16 protein-coding genes are annotated in these 20,135 nt (G+C 75.0%); 4 read left to right on the top strand and 12 right to left on the bottom strand.

Annotated elements, in window-relative coordinates; translation table 11 throughout:
- Nucleotides 1-60: 60 nt before the first annotated feature.
- The 5 genes from MODMU_RS19130 to MODMU_RS19110 all read right to left on the bottom strand — a co-directional run bounded on the left by MODMU_RS19130 (nucleotide 61) and on the right by MODMU_RS19110 (nucleotide 8,760).
- A complete protein-coding gene (locus tag MODMU_RS19130) occupies nucleotides 61-5,547 on the bottom strand; it encodes a DUF4011 domain-containing protein (RefSeq protein WP_014742021.1) in 5,487 nt (1,828 codons plus the stop codon).
- A gap of 123 nt (nucleotides 5,548-5,670) precedes the next feature.
- A complete protein-coding gene (locus MODMU_RS19125) occupies nucleotides 5,671-5,910 on the bottom strand; it encodes a hypothetical protein (RefSeq protein WP_014742020.1) in 240 nt (79 codons plus the stop codon).
- Nucleotides 5,911-6,083: 173 nt separating this feature from the next.
- Entirely contained in the window at nucleotides 6,084-6,737 is a 654-nt protein-coding gene (locus tag MODMU_RS19120; RefSeq protein ID WP_014742019.1) for a hypothetical protein, read from the bottom strand.
- Nucleotides 6,738-6,910: 173 nt separating this feature from the next.
- Entirely contained in the window at nucleotides 6,911-7,795 is an 885-nt protein-coding gene (locus MODMU_RS19115; protein ID WP_014742018.1) for a DUF2382 domain-containing protein, read from the bottom strand.
- A gap of 164 nt (nucleotides 7,796-7,959) precedes the next feature.
- A complete protein-coding gene (locus MODMU_RS19110) occupies nucleotides 7,960-8,760 on the bottom strand; it encodes a TetR/AcrR family transcriptional regulator C-terminal domain-containing protein (protein ID WP_014742017.1) in 801 nt (266 codons plus the stop codon).
- A gap of 205 nt (nucleotides 8,761-8,965) precedes the next feature.
- Here MODMU_RS19110 and MODMU_RS19105 point away from each other — a divergent pair, with 205 nt between their 5' ends.
- Complete coding sequence (locus tag MODMU_RS19105; protein ID WP_014742016.1) at nucleotides 8,966-9,937, top strand: hypothetical protein; 972 nt, start codon at nucleotides 8,966-8,968, stop codon at nucleotides 9,935-9,937.
- Between the two features lie 158 nt (nucleotides 9,938-10,095).
- A complete protein-coding gene (locus tag MODMU_RS19100) occupies nucleotides 10,096-10,551 on the top strand; it encodes a hypothetical protein (RefSeq protein ID WP_014742015.1) in 456 nt (151 codons plus the stop codon).
- A gap of 16 nt (nucleotides 10,552-10,567) precedes the next feature.
- Here the strand turns inward: MODMU_RS19100 and MODMU_RS19095 are convergent, their stop codons facing one another.
- On the bottom strand, nucleotides 10,568-10,936 hold the full coding sequence (locus tag MODMU_RS19095) for a PaaI family thioesterase (protein ID WP_014742014.1): 369 nt from the start codon (nucleotides 10,934-10,936) through the stop codon (nucleotides 10,568-10,570).
- A gap of 87 nt (nucleotides 10,937-11,023) precedes the next feature.
- Between MODMU_RS19095 and larA the strand changes: the two genes are divergently transcribed.
- A complete protein-coding gene (larA, locus tag MODMU_RS19090) occupies nucleotides 11,024-12,295 on the top strand; it encodes a nickel-dependent lactate racemase (RefSeq protein ID WP_014742013.1) in 1,272 nt (423 codons plus the stop codon).
- A 90-nt stretch (nucleotides 12,296-12,385) separates the two neighbouring features.
- Here larA and MODMU_RS29725 read toward each other — a convergent pair whose 3' ends face one another.
- The 6 genes from MODMU_RS29725 to MODMU_RS19065 all read right to left on the bottom strand — a co-directional run bounded on the left by MODMU_RS29725 (nucleotide 12,386) and on the right by MODMU_RS19065 (nucleotide 18,363).
- Nucleotides 12,386-12,583, bottom strand: coding sequence for a UBP-type zinc finger domain-containing protein (locus MODMU_RS29725; RefSeq protein WP_085984787.1), 198 nt, complete (start codon nucleotides 12,581-12,583; stop codon nucleotides 12,386-12,388).
- Between the two features lie 88 nt (nucleotides 12,584-12,671).
- Nucleotides 12,672-14,102, bottom strand: a complete 1,431-nt coding sequence (locus MODMU_RS19085; protein ID WP_014742012.1) for a sensor histidine kinase — start codon at nucleotides 14,100-14,102, stop codon at nucleotides 12,672-12,674.
- Nucleotides 14,099-15,763, bottom strand: coding sequence for an NAD(P)/FAD-dependent oxidoreductase (locus tag MODMU_RS19080; protein ID WP_014742011.1), 1,665 nt, complete (start codon nucleotides 15,761-15,763; stop codon nucleotides 14,099-14,101). The genes MODMU_RS19085 and MODMU_RS19080 overlap by 4 nt, the downstream gene beginning before the upstream one ends.
- Nucleotides 15,764-15,892: 129 nt before the next feature.
- Nucleotides 15,893-16,099, bottom strand: a complete 207-nt coding sequence (locus MODMU_RS19075) for a hypothetical protein (protein ID WP_014742010.1) — start codon at nucleotides 16,097-16,099, stop codon at nucleotides 15,893-15,895.
- Between the two features lie 105 nt (nucleotides 16,100-16,204).
- Nucleotides 16,205-17,422 (bottom strand): metal-dependent hydrolase family protein, encoded by a 1,218-nt coding sequence (locus tag MODMU_RS19070; RefSeq protein WP_014742009.1) that lies wholly within the window; start codon nucleotides 17,420-17,422, stop codon nucleotides 16,205-16,207.
- A 5-nt stretch (nucleotides 17,423-17,427) separates the two neighbouring features.
- Entirely contained in the window at nucleotides 17,428-18,363 is a 936-nt protein-coding gene (locus tag MODMU_RS19065) for a succinylglutamate desuccinylase/aspartoacylase family protein (RefSeq protein WP_051144025.1), read from the bottom strand.
- 192 nt (nucleotides 18,364-18,555) lie between these two features.
- On the opposite strand from MODMU_RS19065, the gene MODMU_RS19060 reads away from it, so the two are divergent.
- Nucleotides 18,556-20,121 carry an ABC transporter substrate-binding protein gene (locus MODMU_RS19060; RefSeq protein WP_014742006.1) on the top strand — a complete coding sequence of 522 codons (1,566 nt, stop codon included), beginning with the start codon at nucleotides 18,556-18,558 and terminating at the stop codon, nucleotides 20,119-20,121.
- Nucleotides 20,122-20,135: the final 14 nt, after the last annotated feature.

Genomic DNA, 20,135 nt, shown 5'->3' with positions numbered 1-20,135 from the left:
GGACGAGTCGAGCTCTGCCCCCAGGTGGGGGCAGAGCTCGACTCGTCGAGAGCCAGGTGGTCAGGCGGTGAGGCGGCCGTCGGGCTGGACGGTCAGCCGGCCGCGGGCCACGGTCGCGGCCAGCGCGGTCTGCAGCAGCGGCGCCACCGCGGGGGTGCGCCGGCGGTGGCCGAAGACCTCCGCCGTCCGCAGGACGAGCTCGTCCTCGGTCAGGCCACCGGCGGCGCGGGCCAGCGCGACCATCGCGTTGCCGATCTCCACCGGGGAGACGTGCTCCAGCGGCCGCTGGGCGCTGCTCGCCTGGCGGCGGAACCAGGTCCAGGTCTCCCGGTCGATCCCGGCCGGCCAGACGAACTCGCCGTCCACGACGGCCGTCCGCGGCAGCAGGCCGAGCAGCGCGTCCCGGCGGGCCTCGGCGACCCGGGTCAGCCCGAAGGCCCCCGCGGCGAGCCGGGTGAGCCGGTCGCGGTGCACCGGGCCCTCGGCCTTGAGCCCGGCGGCCAGCACCCGGCGGACCACCTTGGCGACGGCAGGGTCGGCCAGCTGGTCCAGCTGCTTCTTCTCCCCGGCCGGCCGCGGGTTCCAGGGGAGGAAGGGCTGCTCCTCGTCCAGCGGCCCGAGGACGGAGGGCACCGCCGCCCGCCGCACCGCCGGCGCCGCCGTCACCAGCGGCACGCTCCGCGTGCCGGACGACTCCACCGGAAGCGCGCTCTCGGTGGCTTCCGGCTCCACCACAGGCGCGCTCTCGGTGGGCAGCGGCTCCGCCGAAGGCGCGCTCGGGACGGCGGCGGTGGGGAGGGGGCGGAGGGGGATGACCTCGGCGAGCGGGCCGTCGTAGGCGGGCTCGGGCTCCGGCTCGGGTGCCGGCTCCTCGGCGACCGGGACCGGGACGGCGTCCACGGCGGCGACCAGCCGGTCGAGGACCTCGTCGCGGTCGGTCAGCCAGGCCGGCAGCCAGACCCGCTCGACCGCGGGCCAGCCCAGCCGCTCGCCGAGCACCTCGGTGGGCAGCCCGTCGCGGTCCCCGACGGTGCGCCGCCGCGCCCAGGCCGGGCCGTCGAGCAGCACCGCGAGCAGCGGGACGTCGGGTGCGTCGGCGCGGGCCACGGTGAGGTCGATCCGGGAGCCGGACAGCCCGACGTCGGTGCGCACCACCAGGCCGCGCTCCCGCAGCGCGGCGGCGACCTGGTCGCGGTGCCGGTCGGGGGCACCGGCGGACCGGGGGAGCGCGTCGGTGCCGTGCGCGGCGACCTCCAGGTAACCGCGGAGGTGGGCCAGGCCCGGCGCGGTGCCCTCATCGACCGGCAGCTGCGCCGCGCCGAACGAGCTGACGACGACGACCTGCTGCCGGGCCCGGGTGACCGCCACGTTCAGCCACCGCTCGCCCCCGTCGCGGGCCAGCGGGCCGAGGTCCGCGGTCCACGGCCCGGCGGTGGGGGCGGCCCCCAGGGAGAGCAGCACGACGTCGCGCTCGTCGCCCTGCACGTCGGCCAGCTGCTTGACGAGCAGGCCCTCGCCGTCGAGCCGGTCCAGCGCCTCGGTGACCCGCTCGTCGCCGGCCTCGCGCAGCAGCGTCTCGACCAGGTCGCGCTGGCCGGCGTGCAGGGTGACCACGCCGAGGGAGGCCGCGCCGGCCGAGGAGCGGCGCAGCACCTCGGCGACGACCGCCCGCGCCTCGACCGGGTTGGTGCCGTCCGCGCGCAGGAAGGCGCCGCCGACCTGCACCAGCGAGACCGGGGACGGCCGGTGCCCGGGCGCCGGGAAGGTGGCCAGCCCGCCGTCGTAGCACCGGGTGTTGCTGAAGGCGATGAGGCGCTCGTCCTGGCTGCGGTAGTGCCAGGACAGCGACCGGCGGGGCAGGCCGGCCCGCACGCAGGCGGCCAGCAGGCCCTCCTGGCCGTCGGCGGGCGGCAGCTGCCGGCTGTCGCCGACCACGACCGCGGCCCGCGCCCGGCCCAGCGCGCCGACGGCGTCGGCGACCCGGAGCCGGGAGGCCTCGTCGAACACCACCAGGTCGAACAGCCCGGCGGTGGCCGGCAGCAGCCGGGCCACCGAGTCCGGCGTGGCCAGCACGCAGGGGAGCACGGTGGTGAGCAGGTCGACGTCGGTGGCCAGCAGGTCGGCGACCCCGGGGCCGCGGCGGTGCGCGGCGAGCTCGCGCTGCAGGGCGGCGACCCGCTGCTCGCCCTCGGCGCCGACCGGGCGGGCGGCCAGGACGGCGGCCGGCACGGCGGAGGTCAGGTGCGAGCGGACGGCGCGGGAGGCGGTGGTGAAGCGGCTGAGCACGCTCTCGTGCAGCCCGGCGTCGAAGGCGTCCAGCCCGGTGGTGGCCAGCCGCTCGGCGACCGAGGCCTCGGCCAGCCCGCGGTCGAAGGCGCGCACCGCGTCGTCGGCGCGCACCACGCCGTGCCGCAGCTGGGCGCGCGCCTCGGTGAGGCCGGCCAGCCGCAGCGGCTCCAGGGTGTCCAGCAGGCTCACCCAGCGGCGCAGCGACATCGGGTGCACGTACTCGACGCCGCGCTCGGGGCGGGTCATCGTCCAGCGCAGCACGAGCCCGTCGGTGCCGCTCCACGCGGCCAGCTGCGCGGAGTTGCTGGAGCAGGCGGCGAGCAGGGTGACCACGGCGTCCCGGAGCCGGGCGACGGTGCGTGCCGACGCGGCGTCCGCGACCGGTCCGCCGGTGAGGAAGCGGCGCAGTGCCGCGGCCGGCACGGTGGAGCCGTCGACGGCGGCGGCGGCCCGGCGCAGCCAGCGCACCTCGGCGTCCAGCACGAAGCGACCGGCGTCCACGAACGGGTTCCACCCGGCCGGCACCTGCAGGCCGGGGATGGTGACGGCACGGGCCGCGAGGCCGTGCACCGCGGCCTGGAGCCGGCCGAGGGACTCCAGCAGCGCCGGCACGTCCTTGGTCCGCAGGGTCGCACCGGGCGCCAGGACCGGCGCCAGCTGCTCGCGGAGGTCGGCGAGCGTGCCGCGCCGGCCCCACCAGCCGGTGGCGGCGACGGCCCGCGCCCGGTCGACCAGGTCGGCCAGCGGCAGCGCGAGCGCGTCGGGGGTGACCGTCTCGAACGCGGGGTGCACGGCGCCGGTCAGCGCGGCGACCTCGCCGGTGACGTCGGCGGTGGCCGCGGCCCAGCGCGGCGAGCGCACCTCGTCGAGCACGTCCAGCGTCACCCGCGGGCCGGTGAGCAGGTGCAGCAGGGTGTCCAGGTCCTCGACCGACCGGACCGCGCGCACGGCACCGGCCAGCCCGCCCTCGCCGGGCAGCTCGCGGACGGCGGCGTCGACGGCGGCGGCGGCCTGCTGGACCGCGGTGATGTCCAGGTCGATGCTGTCGATGAAGCCCCAGGCGTGCCCGGCCGAGGGGCGGGCCAGGCCGGCGATGTCGGGCAGCAGGGCGAGCGCGCGGCGCACCGCGGTCACCACGTCGGCGTCGGCCCGGGCGGCGAAGGCCGGCGTCACCGGCAGCGCCGGGGTGCCGGCGTCGGTGGCCAGCAGCGCGTCGTGCGCCGAGGCGAACGACAGCCCGCCGGCGTTCTCGGCGTGCAGCCGCTCGGCGTACCGGGCCAGCGTGCGGGTGGCCGAGGCGAGGTCCTCGGCGTCGGTGGTCAGGCCCGGCTCGTCGACGTCGACCGCGTGGGCCAGGGCGGTGCGGACCTGCGCGCGGACGACGGCCGGCCGGCTGCCCCGGGCGTGCAGGTCGAGGGTGATGGGGCCCAGGCCCACCGCGTCGAGCCGGCGGGCGAGGACGTCGAGCGCGACCCGCTTGCCCGCGACGATGAGCACCCGCCGGCCCTCCGCGACGGCGTGGGTGACCAGGTTGGCGATGGTCTGGGTCTTGCCGGTGCCGGGCGGGCCCTCGAGCACGAAGGTGCGCCCGGCGGTGCCCTCGGCGACCGCCTGCAGCTGGTCGGCGTCGGCGGGCAGCGGGCAGCGGGCGGCGAGCTCGTCGAGGTCCACGTCGGCCGCCGGCGCCGGGTCGGTGGCGGCTGCGTCCGGGGCACCGGTCAGGGCGGCCACCAGGGGGTGCGCCTCGAGGTCGGCCGCGTGCCGGTCGAGGTCCTGCCACAGCCGGACGTCGGCGAGCGGGAGCACGGCCAGCTCCGCGGTCGGCTCCACCCGCCACGGCAACGAGCGCTCGGCCACGGCGGCGCGCACCGCCTGCAGCGCGGCGGTCAGGTCGGTGCCTGCGCCGTCGGCGGAGGGCGTGTCCAGCCCGGGCACGGTCAGCCCGCACTGTCGGCGCAGCAGCTCCCGCAGGCACTCGTTGGGGGTGGCGGCGCCGGACTCGTCGGCGGTCAGCCGGGCGCCCCGGCCGTCGACGGTGAAGACGACGGGCACCAGCACCAGCGGCGAGCGGACCGGGGCGCCGTCGAGCTCCCACACCAGGGTGCCCAGGGCGAGGTGCAGGTCGTTGGCGCCGGTCTCCTCGAGCACGGTGCGCGCGTCGTGCGCGAGGGCCCGCAGCCGCGGCAGGTGCTCGGCCTCCGGGAGGGCTCCGTGCACCGAGCGGTGCTCGGACAGCAACTGCTCCGCGGACGGCTCGCCGGCCGGGCGCGGCGCAGGCTCCGGGTGCGGACCGGCGGCCCGGTCGGTCGCCAGCAGGGTGAGCGTCGCGCCGGCGCCGACCAGGTCCTCCAGCACCGGGAGCGCGGTCGGCGGCACGGCCAGCGGCAGGCCGGCGCCCGTCGGGAGGTCGACCAGCGGGTTGCCCCGGCCCAGGTCGAGCAGGGTGTCCGCGCAGCGCTGCAGCGGGGTCCGGGGCTGCGTTGCCGGCTCGGCCGCCGGCGCCTCCGCGGCGTCGTCCGCCGGGTCGTCGTCCGGAGGGGCGTCGACGGTGCGGGGCGGCAGCGGCCGGATGCCCTCGGAGCGGGCGCGGTGCACGTCGGTGACCCCGAGGACGCCGGCGAGGTCCCCGGTCAGCCAGGCGGAGCGGGCCGGGCCGTCCAGGTCGGCGCTGGTGTTGCCGCGGTCGGTGAGCAGCCGGGTCTCGACCAGCCCGATCCGGCCCTGCTCGACGAGGTCGACCAGGGCGCTGACGTCGGTGGTCGCCGCGGCCCCGGCGCTCCGCTCCTCGCGCCAGTAGCCGAGGAAGGCGTGGCCCGGGACGAGCCACAGCAACGGGCGCAGGCCGGCCTGCTCGAACGCGGCGGCCAGGGTGAGCACGAGGTCCAGCGCCGTGCCGGTGCGGCCGTCGAGCAGCTCGCCGGGGGAGCGCAGCGGCCGGTCGGCCGGATCGCCGTCGACGGGGATCTCCTGCCAGCGGACCTCGCGGCGGCGGACGGCCCAGGTCAGCGCCTCGACCACCTCGTCGACCCGCTCGGCGTCGTCGGCCCAGCCGGCCATGCTGCCGCTGCCGGTGCCCGCCTCGAGGAGCTCGGCCGCCTCGGCGAGCAGCGCCCCGACGGCGGGGTCCTCGGGCCGGACGTGGGCGGCGAGCTGCGCCAGCGCCGCGGCCGGCGGCTCCGGGACGTCGGCCGAGACGGCCGGGGAGGCCGGTGCGACCGGCTCCTCGGGAGCCCACTGGAGGTCCGCGACGTTGGCCATGGGCCCGTGTCTACCGGAGCGGACGGACCGTTCCCGTCAGGCCGGGCGGCGCCGTGGGACTGCTGTGACTGCGGTGTCGAGTGGTTCGGGAGTGCCCTGGTCAGCGGCCCGGGCGGACGGCGGTCAGAGCCGGGCGAGCTCGCTGCAGTCGGAGCAGAGCGCGTCGCACACCTCGGGTCGGGGCGGCCAGGCGACGTCCTCGTCGCGGGCGACGTAGGCGCCGCAGAGGGCCTTGCGGCCGCGCGCGCCGGACAGCCCGAGGGTGGCGTGCGCGGGTCCGATCAGCCGGGGCTGCTGGCCGGCGGGGTCGCTGAGCGACCCGACCATCAGGACGGCACGAGCCGTGCGGTACGGGAACCCCATGGCCCCACCATGGGACCCGCCGCGCGGTCCCCGGGCCGACACGCCCGCCGCACCGGCCCCGGCGCCCCACCCGCCCCTCCTGTTGCGGCCGAGGGGGAGGCCCCGGACGCAGCTGTACCGCCGTCGACGGCCTTCCCCCAGGCAGACGACGGCGGTACAGGTCCTGCGGACGATCAGGCGGCGGCGAACCCGGCCCGGTCGACCTTGCGGTGGAAGCGCTCGCCGAGCTTGCCGCCCAGGACGGCGCCGATGAGGGTCACGACCAGGACCGCGACCAGGGCGATGATCCCGGCGGTCGTGGCGGTGCCCTCGTCGACCGGGATGCGCGGCAGGTTCAGCTGCGACAGCACGTTGTACTCGGCGCCGGCCACGGCGCCGACGACCGCGAGGACGACGACGACCAGCAGGCCGATCAGCCACACGGCGACGCCCTGCCGGGCACCGTCGAAGCGGGACATCCGCCCGGCGACGTAGCCGCCGGCCAGGTAGGCGAGGAAGAGCACGACCAGCAGGGCGATCCCGCCACCGAGGCCGATGCCGCCGGCGTTCGCGGTGGCCTCGTCGGCCGAGGGGACGCCCTGGGTCAGCCCGATGGCGACGCCCGCGGCGGAGACCAGGGCGATCAGCAGCACGGCCAGGCCGTTCGCCGACAACCAGCCGAAGAAGGCCGCGCCCCACTTGATGCCGCCGAAGCGCTGGTGCTGGGCGTCGACGGCGTCCCGGGCGGCGCCCTTGCTGGCGCGGGCACCGCTGGTGGTGTTGTTGCGGAACTCGGTCTCCCGCGCGCTGGTCGCGCTCGAGGACTCCGGGGTCGAACTGGTGGCCATGGGGTCTCCAGGTGGATGGCGTGCTGTGCGGGGTGGGCCGCCGCGGCCGGTGGGCGAGCAGCCGCTCACCGGCCGCGACGAGTTCAGGGCATGCGGGATCAGCCGGCCCCCGTCAGGACGGCGGCCGGCTGGTCCCGCGGCTGAGGGCCGGGTTGCCCGGCCCTCAGCGGAGATCAGCGGTTGAGGTCGCGGTCGCGGGTGACGTCCGTGACGCCGTCGCGGTTGCGGTTGATGTCCGTGACGCCGTCCGTGTCGGTGTCGATCTGCTCCTTGCGCACCGTGTCGGTGACCGTCTCCTGCTCGGTGACGGTGTCGACGTCCAGCCGGACGCGCTCGACCGGGACGGCCTCCTTGGCCACCACGGGGCGCTCGGCGTGCAGGACGACCTCGTGCTCCTCCTCGGAGATGGCCGGGCCGTCGAGGGCGTTGCCGACGTTGGCGTCGGTGATCGGCTCACGCTCGATCCGGACCTCCTCGTGGGAGACCGGGACCGTGGTCGTCACGTTCTCGGTGACGACGTACTTGCGCAGGCGGGCGCGGCCGGCCTCGACGTTCTGCGTGCCGACGCGGAGCTGCTCCTCGGAGCGGGTCATCGCGTTGTCGGTGGTCGGGCCGGAGGTGTCGTGGCCGACGGTGCCGTGGCGGTTCGTGTCCGTGTCGGTGTACCCGGCGGTGCGCGTGGTGTCCGTGTCGGTGTACCCGGCGGTGCGCGTGGTGTCGGTGTCGGTGTGGCCGGCGGTGCCGGTGCCCACGCCGTAGTAGCGGTAGAGCTCCTCCTCCTCGGCGGGGGAGAGATGGCCCTGGTCGGCGTCGACGCGGGGGGCGTCCTTGACCTTGGCCTTGTCGTAGGGCACGCGCAGCGTGCCGTTGGCGACGGAGGCGTCCGACAGCGGGACGAAGGTCTCCTTGGTGCCGAACAGGCCGGTGCTGACGGTGGCCCACTCGGGGCTGCCGGTCTGGTCGTCGAGGTAGACCTGGCCGACCTTGCCGAGCTTGTCCCCGTCGCTGTCCACGGCGTTGCTGCCGATGATGGCGGTGATGTCCTGCTGGGTGATCACGGGCGTTTCCTCCAGGGGGGTCTGGGTGGTCTCGGGGTCTCCGCCGTGCTGCGCGGTGACCGCCGGGGCCTCTTGTGCCCGTGCGTTTACTGCGTAAACAACCCTGGTCGTGAATTGCGGACGTCGCTCCGCCAAACCCCGTGCGCGTGGTTTTCTGCGCCGGGTCAGGCGAGGTCGGCGACCTCCCCGTCGGAGGTCTGCGCCTCGTGCAGCACCCGCTCCAGCCGGTCGAGCAGGTTCTCCAGCGCGTCCTCGAACTCCGCGGCCGACTTGTCCAGCGACAGCAGCTGCTCGGTCCGCAGCAGGTTCGGGAACACGCTCAGGTCGGTCTTCCGCTGCGCCTCGGGGTCGCCCTCGGGCTGGTCGAGCAGGCTCACCTGGGCGCCGAGCTGGGTGACCTCGAGCAGCAGGTGGCCGAGCAGGAAGCTGGAGTAGGCCCGGTAGGCGGCCACCGCCGCCTGGTCGGAGAAGCCGCCCTCGGTCAGCGTGCCCAGGAAGGACTCGACCAGGCGCAGGCTGCGCAGCGGCGGCCGCACCCACGGGGCGGCCGGCGGGCGGCTGGCGACCAGCGGGAAGACCGAGGGGTGCGCCAGGGCGATCCGGCGGATGCCGTGGCCCAGCCGCATCAGGTAGTCCTGCCAGCCGTGGTGCTCCTCGATGTAGAGGTCGTCGCCGTCGTCCTTCACGAACAGCGTCTCCACGACCATGTCGACGACGCCGTCCAGCAGGTCCTCGCGGCCCGGGACGTAGCGGTAGAGCGCCATCGCCTCCACGCCGAGGGAGGCGCCGAGCCGGCGCATGGTCAGCGCGGCGAGACCGTGCGCGTCGATGAAGTCGACCGCCCCGCGGAGGATCCGCTCGCGGTCCAGGCCGCCCGGTCGGGTCAGCTCGCCGGCGACGTCCACGCCCTCGTTCACCGCCACCAGGTCCGGGTCCCGGTCGTCGTCGCTCGTTGCCGTCGGCACAGTCGCTCTCCTCGCGTCGGCTCCACTGTCCTCGCTCCCGGGGACCGGAGGCCCAGCTGCCCTGTCCGGTACCCCGTCCGGGGCGGGCACGCACGGACCTGTGTGACGACCGACACTGCTAGCAATCTGCTTGCAAGAGTTAGCGCCTGCGTGTCGGGGGGCATGGGGGAACCGTCAGGTCACCACCGAACCTCGGGAGCCCCGCATGACCGACACCACCCCCCTCGTCAACCAGCTCCGCGCCCTGCTGCTGCTCACGCAGACCGAGGAGCAGGTCGCCCGCACCCGGGTCGCGCAGGCGCGCACCGACGCGGTCCGCCGCGAGCTGGAGCAGAACGCCGACCACGCCGCCGAGCGCGCCCGGGCCATCACCGAGCAGCTCCGCGCCCTCGGCGGCGTCCCGGACGTCGTGACCCCCGCCCTGGGCCGGCTCGGCGCCCTGCTGAAGGCGATGCTGGAGCAGGCCGGGCCGATCGAGGAGGCCCTGCTGACCGACCTCAGCCTCGAGCACCAGCTGCTCGACCGGGCCACCTACCTCAAGGTGCTGGCCCAGACGGCGGAGCAGCACGCGGTCCAGCGGCTGGCCGAGCGCCTCATCACCGCGCACGAGGCCACCGTCGAGTGGCTCACCGTCGTCCTCGCCGAGGAGGCCCTCGGCGGCCCGGCCGCGCTGCGGGCCACCCCGCTGCAGCGGGTCGCCGGCGGCGCCACCCGGCTGGTCAACCTGCCGGTGCGCTTCGCCGCCAACACCGTCAACCGCGCCGTCGACTCGGTGCAGCAGGTCGGCGACGAGGCCGAGGACCGGCTCACCGGGGTGGCCGGCAAGGCCGCGCAGTTCTCCGGCGCCGTCCGGGAGACCCTGGTCGTCGGCCGCAGCGCCTCGCTGCGCCGCGCCGAGCGGATCGCCCGCCGCGAGGGCAACCGCCTCGCGGCCGACACTGCCAAGGCCGCCCGGGAGGAGCTCGGCGACGTCTCCGCCGACGAGCTGCCGATCAAGGGCTACGACTCGCTGTCGACCGCCGACGCGGCGAAGGCCGTCAAGGGCCTGACCAGCGCTCACGACGTCCGCGTGATCATCCGGTACGAGGAGACGCGCAAGAAGCGGTCCAGCGTGATCAGCGCCGCGCAGACCACCGTGGCGGGTCTGGCGAAGGAAGCCGTCGGCATCGCCGACTGACGGTCCCGGCAGCCGAGGGGCCGGTGTCCGCAACGCGGGCGCCGGCCCCTTGCACGTCGTCCCGCACCGGCCACGCTGCGCTGTCGAGGACCGGCTCGGCGGCGAGAGAGATGTCACGATGCGTTACATCGGTGACACATCCGGAGATACTGGCCCTCATGAGCACTCTGCCCGAGGTGGCCACCACTCCCGAGGTGCTGGAGCGTGAGTTCTCCCTCCTCACGGCGGTGACCAGGCTGGACTTCCTCAGCCGACGCGACAACGTGGTGATCGACGAGCCGAACGACGCAGCCGACGACGACGACCACTGGATGCGGATCAAGGACGTCACCACCACGCTGGACGTGGAGGAGGCGCTGGAACTGCTGACTCTGGGTGAGGTCGTCGCCCGCAAGGCGCACGAGCACCGGCAGCTGGGCATCCGCGCCGCGCTCCGCGGTGGTGCCGACTGGGAGCAGATCGGTCGCGCGCTGGGCGTCTCGCCGCGGTCCGCCTGGGAGCGGCACGTCAGCTGGCTCGACGAGCAGGTGCGGGCCCGCGCCGCCGGCGACCCCGACGCGCTGGACGCCGAGTCGCTCACCGCAGCGCGCACTCTCGCCGGCCGCCGCCCGTAGGCCCCGTCCGGGCCGCTCAGGTGTGCAGGACCGCGAAGGTCGCGACGGCGTGCACCAGGGTGCGGCCCTCCTGCTCGACGTCGGCCTCGCACACCGTGAGGTGCTCGCCCTGCTTGCTGACCCGGCCGACTGCCGCGAGCCGGCCCGGCTTCCCCGCCCGCAGGTAGGTCACGGTGAGCTGGCTGGTCGCGGGGACGTCGTCCTCGCCGGTGAGGCTGCGCACGGCCTGGCCCATGGCGGTGTCGACCAGGGTGGCCAGCACCCCGCCGTGCACCGTGCCGGCCTCGTTGAGGTGCTGCTCGGTCGCGTCGAGCTGCAGGTGCGCCGTCCCGTCGTCCGCCGTCCGGCCGTGCACGCCGAGGGTGTCCACGAAGCTCTCCGTCATGCCCGGCGGCTACCCGGGCCGGTCGCTCGGCACGCCTGACCGGTCCCCGGGTGGTCTGATGGGGTCCTCGACGACGAGGGGGACACCGTGCAGCAGGTGGAGCTGGCCTACGGACGGACGGGCCTGACGATCGAGGTCCCCGACGGTGCCGCGGTGATCACGCCCGTGCAGCACGCCGCCGCCCCGGACGTGCCGGCCGAGCTGCGCCGGGCGCTGCGCGAGCCGGTCTCCGGTCCGCCGCTGCGGGAGCGGGTGCGCCCCGGTCAGACGGTGGCCATCTCGGCGTGCGACGGGACCCGGGCCCAGCCGCGGGAGCTGATGGTCCCGGCGGTGCTCGAGGAGCTCGACGGGATCGTGCGGCTCGAGGACGTCGTGGTGCTGGTGGCCACCGGCACCCACCGCGCGAACACCGAGGCCGAGCTGCGGGCCATGTTCGGCGACGAGCTCGTCGACTCGGTGCGGATCGTCAACCACGACTCCCGCACCGGCGACACCCACCGCTGGGTGGGCACCTTCGGCGACGGCGTGCCGGTCTGGCTGAACGAGCAGTGGGTGGACGCCGACGTCCGGATCACCACCGGCTTCGTCGAGCCGCACTTCTTCGCCGGCTTCTCCGGCGGCCCCAAGATGGTCGCCCCCGGGCTCGCCGCGCTGGACACCGTGCTGGTGCTGCACGACGCCCGGCGGATCGGCGACGAGCGCGCGACCTGGGGCGTCACCCAGGGCAACCCGGTGCACGACGACGTCCGGGCGATCGCCGCGGCCACCGACGTCACGTACTCCTTCGACGTCGTGCTGAACACCCGGCAGGAGGTCATCGCGGCGTTCGGCGGGGACGTGCTGGAGATGCACGCGACGGCGATCGAGCGGGCCCGGGAGGTGGCGATGGCACCGGTCGAGGCCCCCTTCGACGTCGTCGTCACCACCGGCTCGGGGTTCCCGCTGGACCAGAACCTCTACCAGTCGGTGAAGGGGATGTCCGCCGCCGCGCAGGTGACCCGGCCGGACGGGCTGATCGTCTGCGCCGCGGCGTGCGAGGACGGCTTCCCCGACCACGGCTCCTACCGCGAGGTGCTGACCTCCGCCGCCTCGCCGGAGGCGCTGCTGGAGCTGATCGGCGCCCGCGAGCAGACCGTGCCCGACCAGTGGCAGGTGCAGATCCAGGCCCGGATCCAGTCCGCGCACCGGGTGGTCATGCACACCGACCACCTCACCGACGCCCAGCTCGCCGAGGCCCACCTCGAGCAGACCGCGGACATCGCGGCCACCGTCGCCGAGGCCGTCGCGAAGGTCGGCCCCGACGCCCGCGTCTGCGTCCTCCCCGAGGGCCCCCAGACCATCCCCTATGTGCGCAGCTGACGGGCTTTCCGTACCGAAAGTCCGGGGCTTTCCGCACCGAAAGCCCGGTTTCGGCGCCGAAACCTCTGCGGGTTTCGGCGCCGAAAGCGGTCAGGGGGCGGGGAGGAGGAGGGCCTGGTCGGGGTGGCACCAGGCCCAGTGCTCGCCGGGCTCGGCGGAGGCGAGCACCGGGTGGCCGGTCGCCGCGGCGTGCGCGGTGGCGTGCCGGTGCGGCGAGGAGTCGCAGCAGCCGACGTGGTCGCAGGTCAGGCAGCGGCGCAGGTGCAGCCACTGCCCGCCGATCCGCAGGCAGTCCGGGCAGGCCTGCGCCGGGCCGGGGGACGGCGGGCGTCGGCGGCGTGCGGGCAGGTCGCGCCGTCCTGCACCTGCCAGGAGCTCACCCCCGCTGCCGGTGCAGCGGCAGCCGCACGCAGAAGGTCGTCCCCTCCGGCCCGGTCGAGTAGCTGAGCGAGCCGCCGTGCCGCCGCTCGACGATCCGCCGGGCGTTCTCCAGGCCCAACCCGCTGCCCTCGCCGGTCGCCTTGGTGGTGACGAACGCGTCGAACAGCGTCGCCCGCACCTCCTCGGGCACGCCCGGGCCGTCGTCGGTGATCTCGACGAACACCGCGTCGGCGTCGGCGCGGGTGCGCAGGGTCAGCACCCCGCTGCCGCCCATCGCGTCGGCGGCGTTGTCGATCAGGTTGGTCCACACCTGGTTCAGCTCCGCCGGGTAGCCGGGGACGGCGGGCAGCGCGGCGGCGTAGTCGCGGTGCACCTCGATGCCGGAGAGCTTGCGGGCCAGCATCACCAGCGTGCTCTCGATGCCGGGCTTGACGTCGAGGTCCTGGTGCTGGGCCTGGTCCATGTGCGAGTACTGCTTCACCGCGCCGACCAGCGAGGAGATGCGGGTGGCCGCCTCCTCGATCTCGGTCATCAGCGTCTCGGTCTCCAGCGTGTAGCGCAGCCAGCCGAAGGCGGCGCTCCACTCCAGGCCGGAGTCGACCTGCTCGACGACGTCGTCGACCCAGTGCGCGTCCATCCCGGCGGTGGCGAACACCGGGGCCAGGTCGTAGGCGTTCTCGACGCCGACCTCCTCCAGGCGCTCGGCGATCGCGTCCTCCAGGTCGCTCTCCTCCAGTGCGGTGAGGTCCGGCCGCGGCTTGGCCGCCCGCTCGACGGCGACCTCCTGGGTCTTCATCAGCCGGGAGACCAGGTCGGGGGACAGGCCGCCGTCGGCGAGCAGGCCCAGCTTGTGCCGCATCGCGCTCATCCGGCCGCGCAGCTGCTCGGTGGCCCGGACCGCGGCGGCCGCCGGGTTGTTCAGCTCGTGCGCGAGGTTGGCCGACAGGTGCCCGAGCTGCACCAGGTGCTCGCGCTGGCGCATTGCCGACTCGGTGGCCCGCACGCCCTCGTACAGCCCGTCGAGCAGGTGCACCGCCATCGGGCACTGCTGGGTGACCAGCTGGGCGAAGTGCTCGGCGGACAGCCGCAGGAACCGGCTGGGCCGGGTGGTGGCCAGCGTGGTCTGGTAGTCCTCGGGATGGCCGGAGGCGTAGGCCCGCACGGCGCCGGAGTACGCGCCGCGGTGGGTGGTCTCGTTGATCGCGACGTCCTCGCCGTCGGCGTGCTTGGTCAGCCGCAGCCCGCCGTCCAGCAGCACGTACAGCCCCTCGGCCGGCTCGCCCTGGGCGAAGACGACGGCGTCGCCGTCGAACACCCGGACCTCCGCGCGGTCGGCGATCCACTGCAGGTCCTCGTCGCGGAGCGACTCGAACAGGAAGAGGGTGCGCAGCTCGTCGAGGCCGATCTGCGGGGTGGTCGCGGTCATCCGATGGCCTCCAGGTAGCGGTGCACGAGCGTGACGGCCATGGCGCCCTCGCCGACGGCCGAGGCGACGCGCTTGACCGACTCGGCCCGCACGTCGCCGGCGACGAAGACCCCCGGCACCGAGCACTCCAGGTGGTACGGCGCCCGGGACAGCGGCCAGTCCGCCGGCGGCCGGCCGGCCTCGTCCAGCAGCGCCGGGCCGGTCTGCAGGAAGCCGCGCGAGTCGCGGGCGAAGGCGTCGCCCAGCCACTCGGTCGGGGGCTGGGCGCCGATGAAGACGAACAGCCGGGACGCCGGCACGGTCTGGGTCTGCCCGGTCGCGCCGTTGGCCAGCACCAGCCGCTCGACGTGGTCGGTGCCCTCGACGGCCACGACCTGCGTGCAGGTGAGCACGTCGATGGCGGAGTTGGCCTCGATCCGGGCGACCAGGTAGTCGGACATGCTGTTCCGGATGTCGGTGCCGCGGCACAGCATGACCACCCGGCTGGCGAACTTGGCGAAGTGCAGCGCGGCCTGGCCGGCGGAGTTGGCCGCACCGATGACGTAGACCTCCTGGCCCCGGCAGTCGGCCGCCTCGTGGGCGGCCGCGCCGTAGTAGACCCCGCGGCCGGCGAAGGTGTCCGCGCCCTCGGCGGGCAGCCGGGTCCAGGAGACACCGGTGGCCAGGACGACGGCGTGCGCGGTGACCTGGCTGCCGTCGGCGAAGCTGAGCGCCCGGCCGTCGCCGTTGGGCGTGATCGCGGTGACCTCGCTGGCGGTGAGCACCTCGACGCCGAAGCGCACCGCCTGGTCACGGGCCCGCTGCGCCAGCTCGGCGCCGGAGACGCCGTTGGGGAAGCCCAGGTAGTTCTCGATCCGGCTGCTCTGCCCGGCCTGCCCGCCGGTGGCGGTGCGCTCGACGAGCAGCGTGCGCAGCCCCTCGCTGGCCGCGTAGACCGCCGACCCGAGCCCGGCCGGCCCCGCGCCGACGACCACGACGTCGTAGAAGGGGCTGCCGGCGGTGGTGGCCAGCCCGCACTTCTGCGCGACCGCCTGCAGCGACGGCCGGCTGAGCACCGTGCCGTCGGGGAACACGGTGGCCGGCAGCAGGGCGTCATCGGTGAGCTCGGCGGCCGTGCGGATGGCGGCGCCGTCCTCGCCCTGCAGGTGCCGGTAGGGGACCTGGTTGCGGGCCAGGAACTCCTTGAGCTCCTGGGTCTCCGGCGACCACTGGTGCCCGAGCAGGGTGAGCCCGTCGAACGGGGCCCGGGCGGTCCGCGTCCAGGCCTCGAGCAGCTCGTCGAGCACCGGGTAGAGCAGCTCCTCCGGCGGGTCCCAGGGCTTGAGCAGGTAGTGGTCGAGGTCGACGTCGTTGATCGCGCGGATCGCGGCGTCGGTGTCGGCGTAGGCGGTGAGCAGCACCCGCTTGGCGGTGGGCGTGAGGTCCATCGCCTGCTCGAGGAACTCCACCCCGGTCATCCCGGGCATCCGGTGGTCGGCGAGCAGCAGGGCGGTGGTCTCGCCGCGGGCGGTCAGCTCGCGCAGCGCGGCGAGCGCGTCGGCGCCGCTCTCGGCACGCACCACCCGGTAGCGGTCGCCGTAGCGGCGGCGGAGGTCACGGGCGACCGCGCGGCTGACCGCGCGGTCGTCGTCGACGGTGAGCAGGACGGGTCGAGCGGGCACAGCACCTCCGGATCGGGGCCGTCGAGGTGTGCCGCCCCCGCGGGCGGCCCCCGTCGGCACCTCCCATCCAACCCGCTGCGGCGGGGCAGCGGTAGCCCCCGCCCTGTGCCCAGGGTGAACACCGCGTGCTCAGGCCAGCGGGTCGACCCGGCGCAGGAAGGAGCGGACCGCGAGGTGGTGCGCGAGCTGCTCGCGGTGCTCGTCGCACGCCGTCCAGACCTTCTCCCGGTCCGGGGTGTGCAGCTTCGGGTTGTTCCAGACCAGCGCCCAGCGCGCGGGTGCGCGGCAGCCCTTCGCCGAGCAGAGGACGGCGTCGGTCCCGCGGTCACCGCTCATGCGCCGAGTCTGGTCCCCGGCGCCCAGGGAACTGTCAGGGGGGAGTGCCACGCTCGGCGCTGCCCCACCCCCTGACCCCGGGTGCGGCATCCGACCGCCCGGGGGTCAGCGGTCGTCCCGCACGACCCGCCCCCGGGAGACGACGAGCGCCAGCGCCTGCTCCGGGTCGGCGAGCACCCGGACGTCCGCGCCGGGGTCCGCGCGGCCCAACACCAGGTCGGCGGCCGCCCCGGGGGCGAGCACGCCGAGCCGGCCGGCCTCGCCGAGCAGCTCGGCGCCGGTGAGCGTCGCGCTCTCCAGCACCTCCCAGCTGGTCTGCACCGCCGCGCGCAGCGCGAACTCCCGGTTCTGCTGGTCGGCCATCGGCCCGAGCAGGTCGGTGCCCAGCGCGATCCGGACGCCGGCCGCCTCGGCCGCGCGCACCGCGTCGGCACCGCGGTCCACGACCTCGGCCAGCTTGCCCAGCCGGTCGGCGGGCAGGCCGTACTCCTCGCCCCGCTCGGCGAGCACCGCGTAGGCGCTCAGCGTCGGCACCAGGAAGGCGCCCGCGGCGGCCATCCGCTCCGCGTCGGCCGGGCCGATCAGGTTGCCGTGCTCGATCGTGCGGACGCCGAGCGCGACCGCCCGGGACACCGCGGCGCCGGTGTAGGCGTGCCCGGCGCAGTAGACGCCGAGCCGGTCGGCCTCCTCCACCGCGGCGGTGACCTCCGCGTCGGAGAACTGCACGCCGTCGAGCCGGTCGGTCGGGCTGGTGATCCCGCCGGAGAGCATCAGTTTGACGAACGTCGCCCCCCGCCGGACCTGCTCGCGCACCGCCAGCCGGACGGCGTCGGGGCCGTCGACGACCCGGCCGATCCCGGGGACGTCGGGGTGCGGGTCCCACAGCTCGCGGCCGCGCGGGCGCAGGTCGGCGTGCCCGCTGGTCTGCGACAGCGCCTTGCCGCAGGTGTGCAGCCGCGGGCCGGTGAGCACCCCCTCGTCCAGCGCCCGGGTGAGCCCGGCGTCCGCGCCGCCGGCGTCCCGCACGGTGGTGAAGCCGCGGCGCACGGTCGCGCCGAGGGCGCGCACCGCGTGCGCGGCCACGTAGCTGGCCCGGTGCCCGGAGTCGGCCCACTCGTCGGCCGACAGGGAGGTCACGTGCACGTGGCAGTCGATCAGCCCGGGGAGGGCGAACAGCCCGCGGCCGTCGACGTCCCCGGCGGCCGGCGGGGTCCCGTCGTCCGGGCCGACGGAGGTGATCCGGTCGCCGTCCCACTCGACCACCTGGTCGCCGACGGTGGCGCGGCGGGCGACGTCGACGACCGACACCGAGCGGATGCGCACGGCGGTCAGCTCCGGGCCAGGCCGAGCAGCAGCCCGTCGGCGAGCACGGCGGGGCTGGTGGTGAGGAACAGCGGGCAGCCGTCGGTCGGTGCCGTCACCCGGTGCAGCTCGTCGCCCCACGGGCCGAGCACCACGCCCAGCTGGTCGCCGGTGCGCACCTGGTCGCCGACGCCCACCAAGGCCTGCCAGAAGCCCTGCACCGGGGTGCGCAGCCAGGCCCAGCCGTCGTGCTCGACCGGGGGAGCGGCCGGCACCGCGACGTCGGCGGGCAGCATGCCGAGGCAGGCGAGCACGTTGCGCACGCCCTGCAGGTGGCCGGCCACCGACGCCTCGTCGCAGATGCCGTTCGCGCCGATCTCGGCGGTGATCGCCGGCACCCCGATGTCGGCGGCGGCCGCGCTGGTGCTGCCGCCGACGGTGCGGGCCGCCCGGCTCTGCCGGACCACGTGGCCGGTGCCGTAGACCAGCGCCAGCTCCCGCGCGCGGTCCTCGACCGGCGACTCCTCGTAGAGGCAGAACGGCTCGAGGGCCTCCGGCAGGTCCCCGGCGTGCAGGTCCAGCAGCACGTCGGCGGGGCGGATGAACGCCTCGAACAGCTCGTGCGCGAGCACGTCGGTGTAGGAGCCGGCCGGGTCGCCGGGGAAGCAGCGGTTGAGGTTCTTGCCGTCGGCGGGCACCACGAACGCCGACCGGCTCCAGAAGGCCGGCTGGTTGAGCACCGGCACCACGGTCAGGCTGCCGCGCAGCCGGGCGGCGTCCGGCCCGTGGTCCAGGGCCTGCACCAGCCGGAGCAGCGCGGCCATGCCGGTGTACTCCCCGCCGTGCACGCCGGCGACGACGGTCACCCGCGGGCCCTCGCCGCCCCCGCCGGTGACGGTGGCGTAGGGGACCTCGACCGGGGCTCCGGGCAGCGTGTCCAGGGTCAGCGTCCTGTGCTCCATGGCCAGATCGTGACACGGAGATGTCTCGTTTCAAACGTAACAACGACGAAATCCTGGCCTGCCAATGTAATGAACGCTACGGTCGCCCCACCCGGACGGACGAAGGCCTCCGGGCCCCCGGTCCCGGCCGATCGGGCCGGCCAGATCACTCCCCACCCTCCCGCCGCGGCGGGCAGAACGATGAGGCAGTCGATGACACGTGCAACACGGATCAGGTCGGTCGGGGTCGCGGCGGTCGCCGCGCTCGCGCTCACCGCGTGCGGGGGCGGGAGCTCCAGCGACTCCGGCGCCGCCGGCGGCGGCGCACCGACCGAGGGCGGCGACCTGACCATCGCCCGCCAGGCCGACATCCTCTCCATGGACAAGACCACCACGTTCGACAACAGCTCGATCTACGTGATGGAACAGATCATGGAGCCGCTGTTCATGGTCAGCCAGGACGGCACCGAGGTGGAGCCGTGGCTCGCGTCGGACTACACGATGAGCGACGACGAGCTGACCTACACGATCAAGCTCCGCGAGGGCGTGACGTTCTCCAACGGCGACCCGATGACGGCCGCAGACGTCAAGTTCTCCATCGACGAGGACACCAAGACCGGCGCCGACGGCTGGGGCTTCATCAACGCCGCGATCGACACGGTCGAGGCCACCGACGACAGCACGGTCACCATCAAGCTGAAGTACGCCTGGGCGCCGCTGCTGGCCGACCTGTCGCTGTTCAGCAACGCGATCATCCCCGAGAACTACGGCGGCAAGACGGCCGAGGAGTTCTACACCGCGCCGGTCGGCACCGGCCCGTTCGTGTGGAACGAGTGGAAGCAGGGCCAGTACGTCAAGGTCGACAAGAACCCCGACTACTGGGGTGACGGCCCGTACCTGGACAGCGTCACCTGGACCGTCGTGCCGGACGCCAACACCCGCAAGCTGCAGCTGCAGGGCGGCCAGATCGACATCGACGAGTTCCCGGACTGGTCCGGCTTCGGCTCGCTGAAGGACGCCCCCGGCATCACCGCCACGGCGTTCCCGTCGACCCGGATCGACTACGTCGCCTTCAACCAGCTGCGCGGGCCGTTCGAGGACGTGCACGTGCGCCGGGCGATCGCCTACGCCCTGGACCGCGAGGCCATGGTCAAGACCGTGCTCTTCGGCAACGGCGAGGCCGCGGACTCGCTGCTCTCCCCGGGGACGCCGTACTACGCCAAGAACCCCGACGCCCCGTCGTTCGACCTGGACAAGGCCAAGGAGGAGCTCGCCCAGTCCTCGCAGCCCAACGGGTTCTCCACCAGCATCCTGATCAACGCCGGTGACCCGAACCAGGTGTCGGTCGCGCAGATCATGCAGTCCCAGCTCAAGGAGCTCGGGATCGACCTGAAGATCAACTCGCTGGACGCGACCGCGGTGCGCGCCGCTCGCAACGCCCAGGACTTCGACATGATCATCCTCGGCTGGACGATGGACATCCCGGACCCCGACGAGTGGACGTCGTTCGCGGTGGACCCCGAGGGCGGCTCGAACTCGGCCTACACGAACTACAACAACCCCGAGGTCATCGCGCTGAACAAGCAGGCGCAGGCGGAGACCGACGAGGCCAAGCGGGCCGACCTGTACGAGCAGCTGCAGGCCAAGGTCGCCGACGACGCGTTCGCGGCCTACCTCTACTACTCGCCCTACGCCTACGCGATGAGCGACAAGGTGTCCGGCTTCGAGGTCACGCCGCTCGGCAACTACCACCTGGAGGACGTCTCCAAGTCCGAGTGACCGACGGCCCGGTG

Origin of the sequence: Modestobacter italicus, from assembly GCF_000306785.1 — a bacterium.
GTDB lineage: Bacteria > Actinomycetota > Actinomycetes > Mycobacteriales > Geodermatophilaceae > Modestobacter > Modestobacter italicus.
This window is presented reverse-complemented; position numbering and strand designations above follow the sequence as displayed.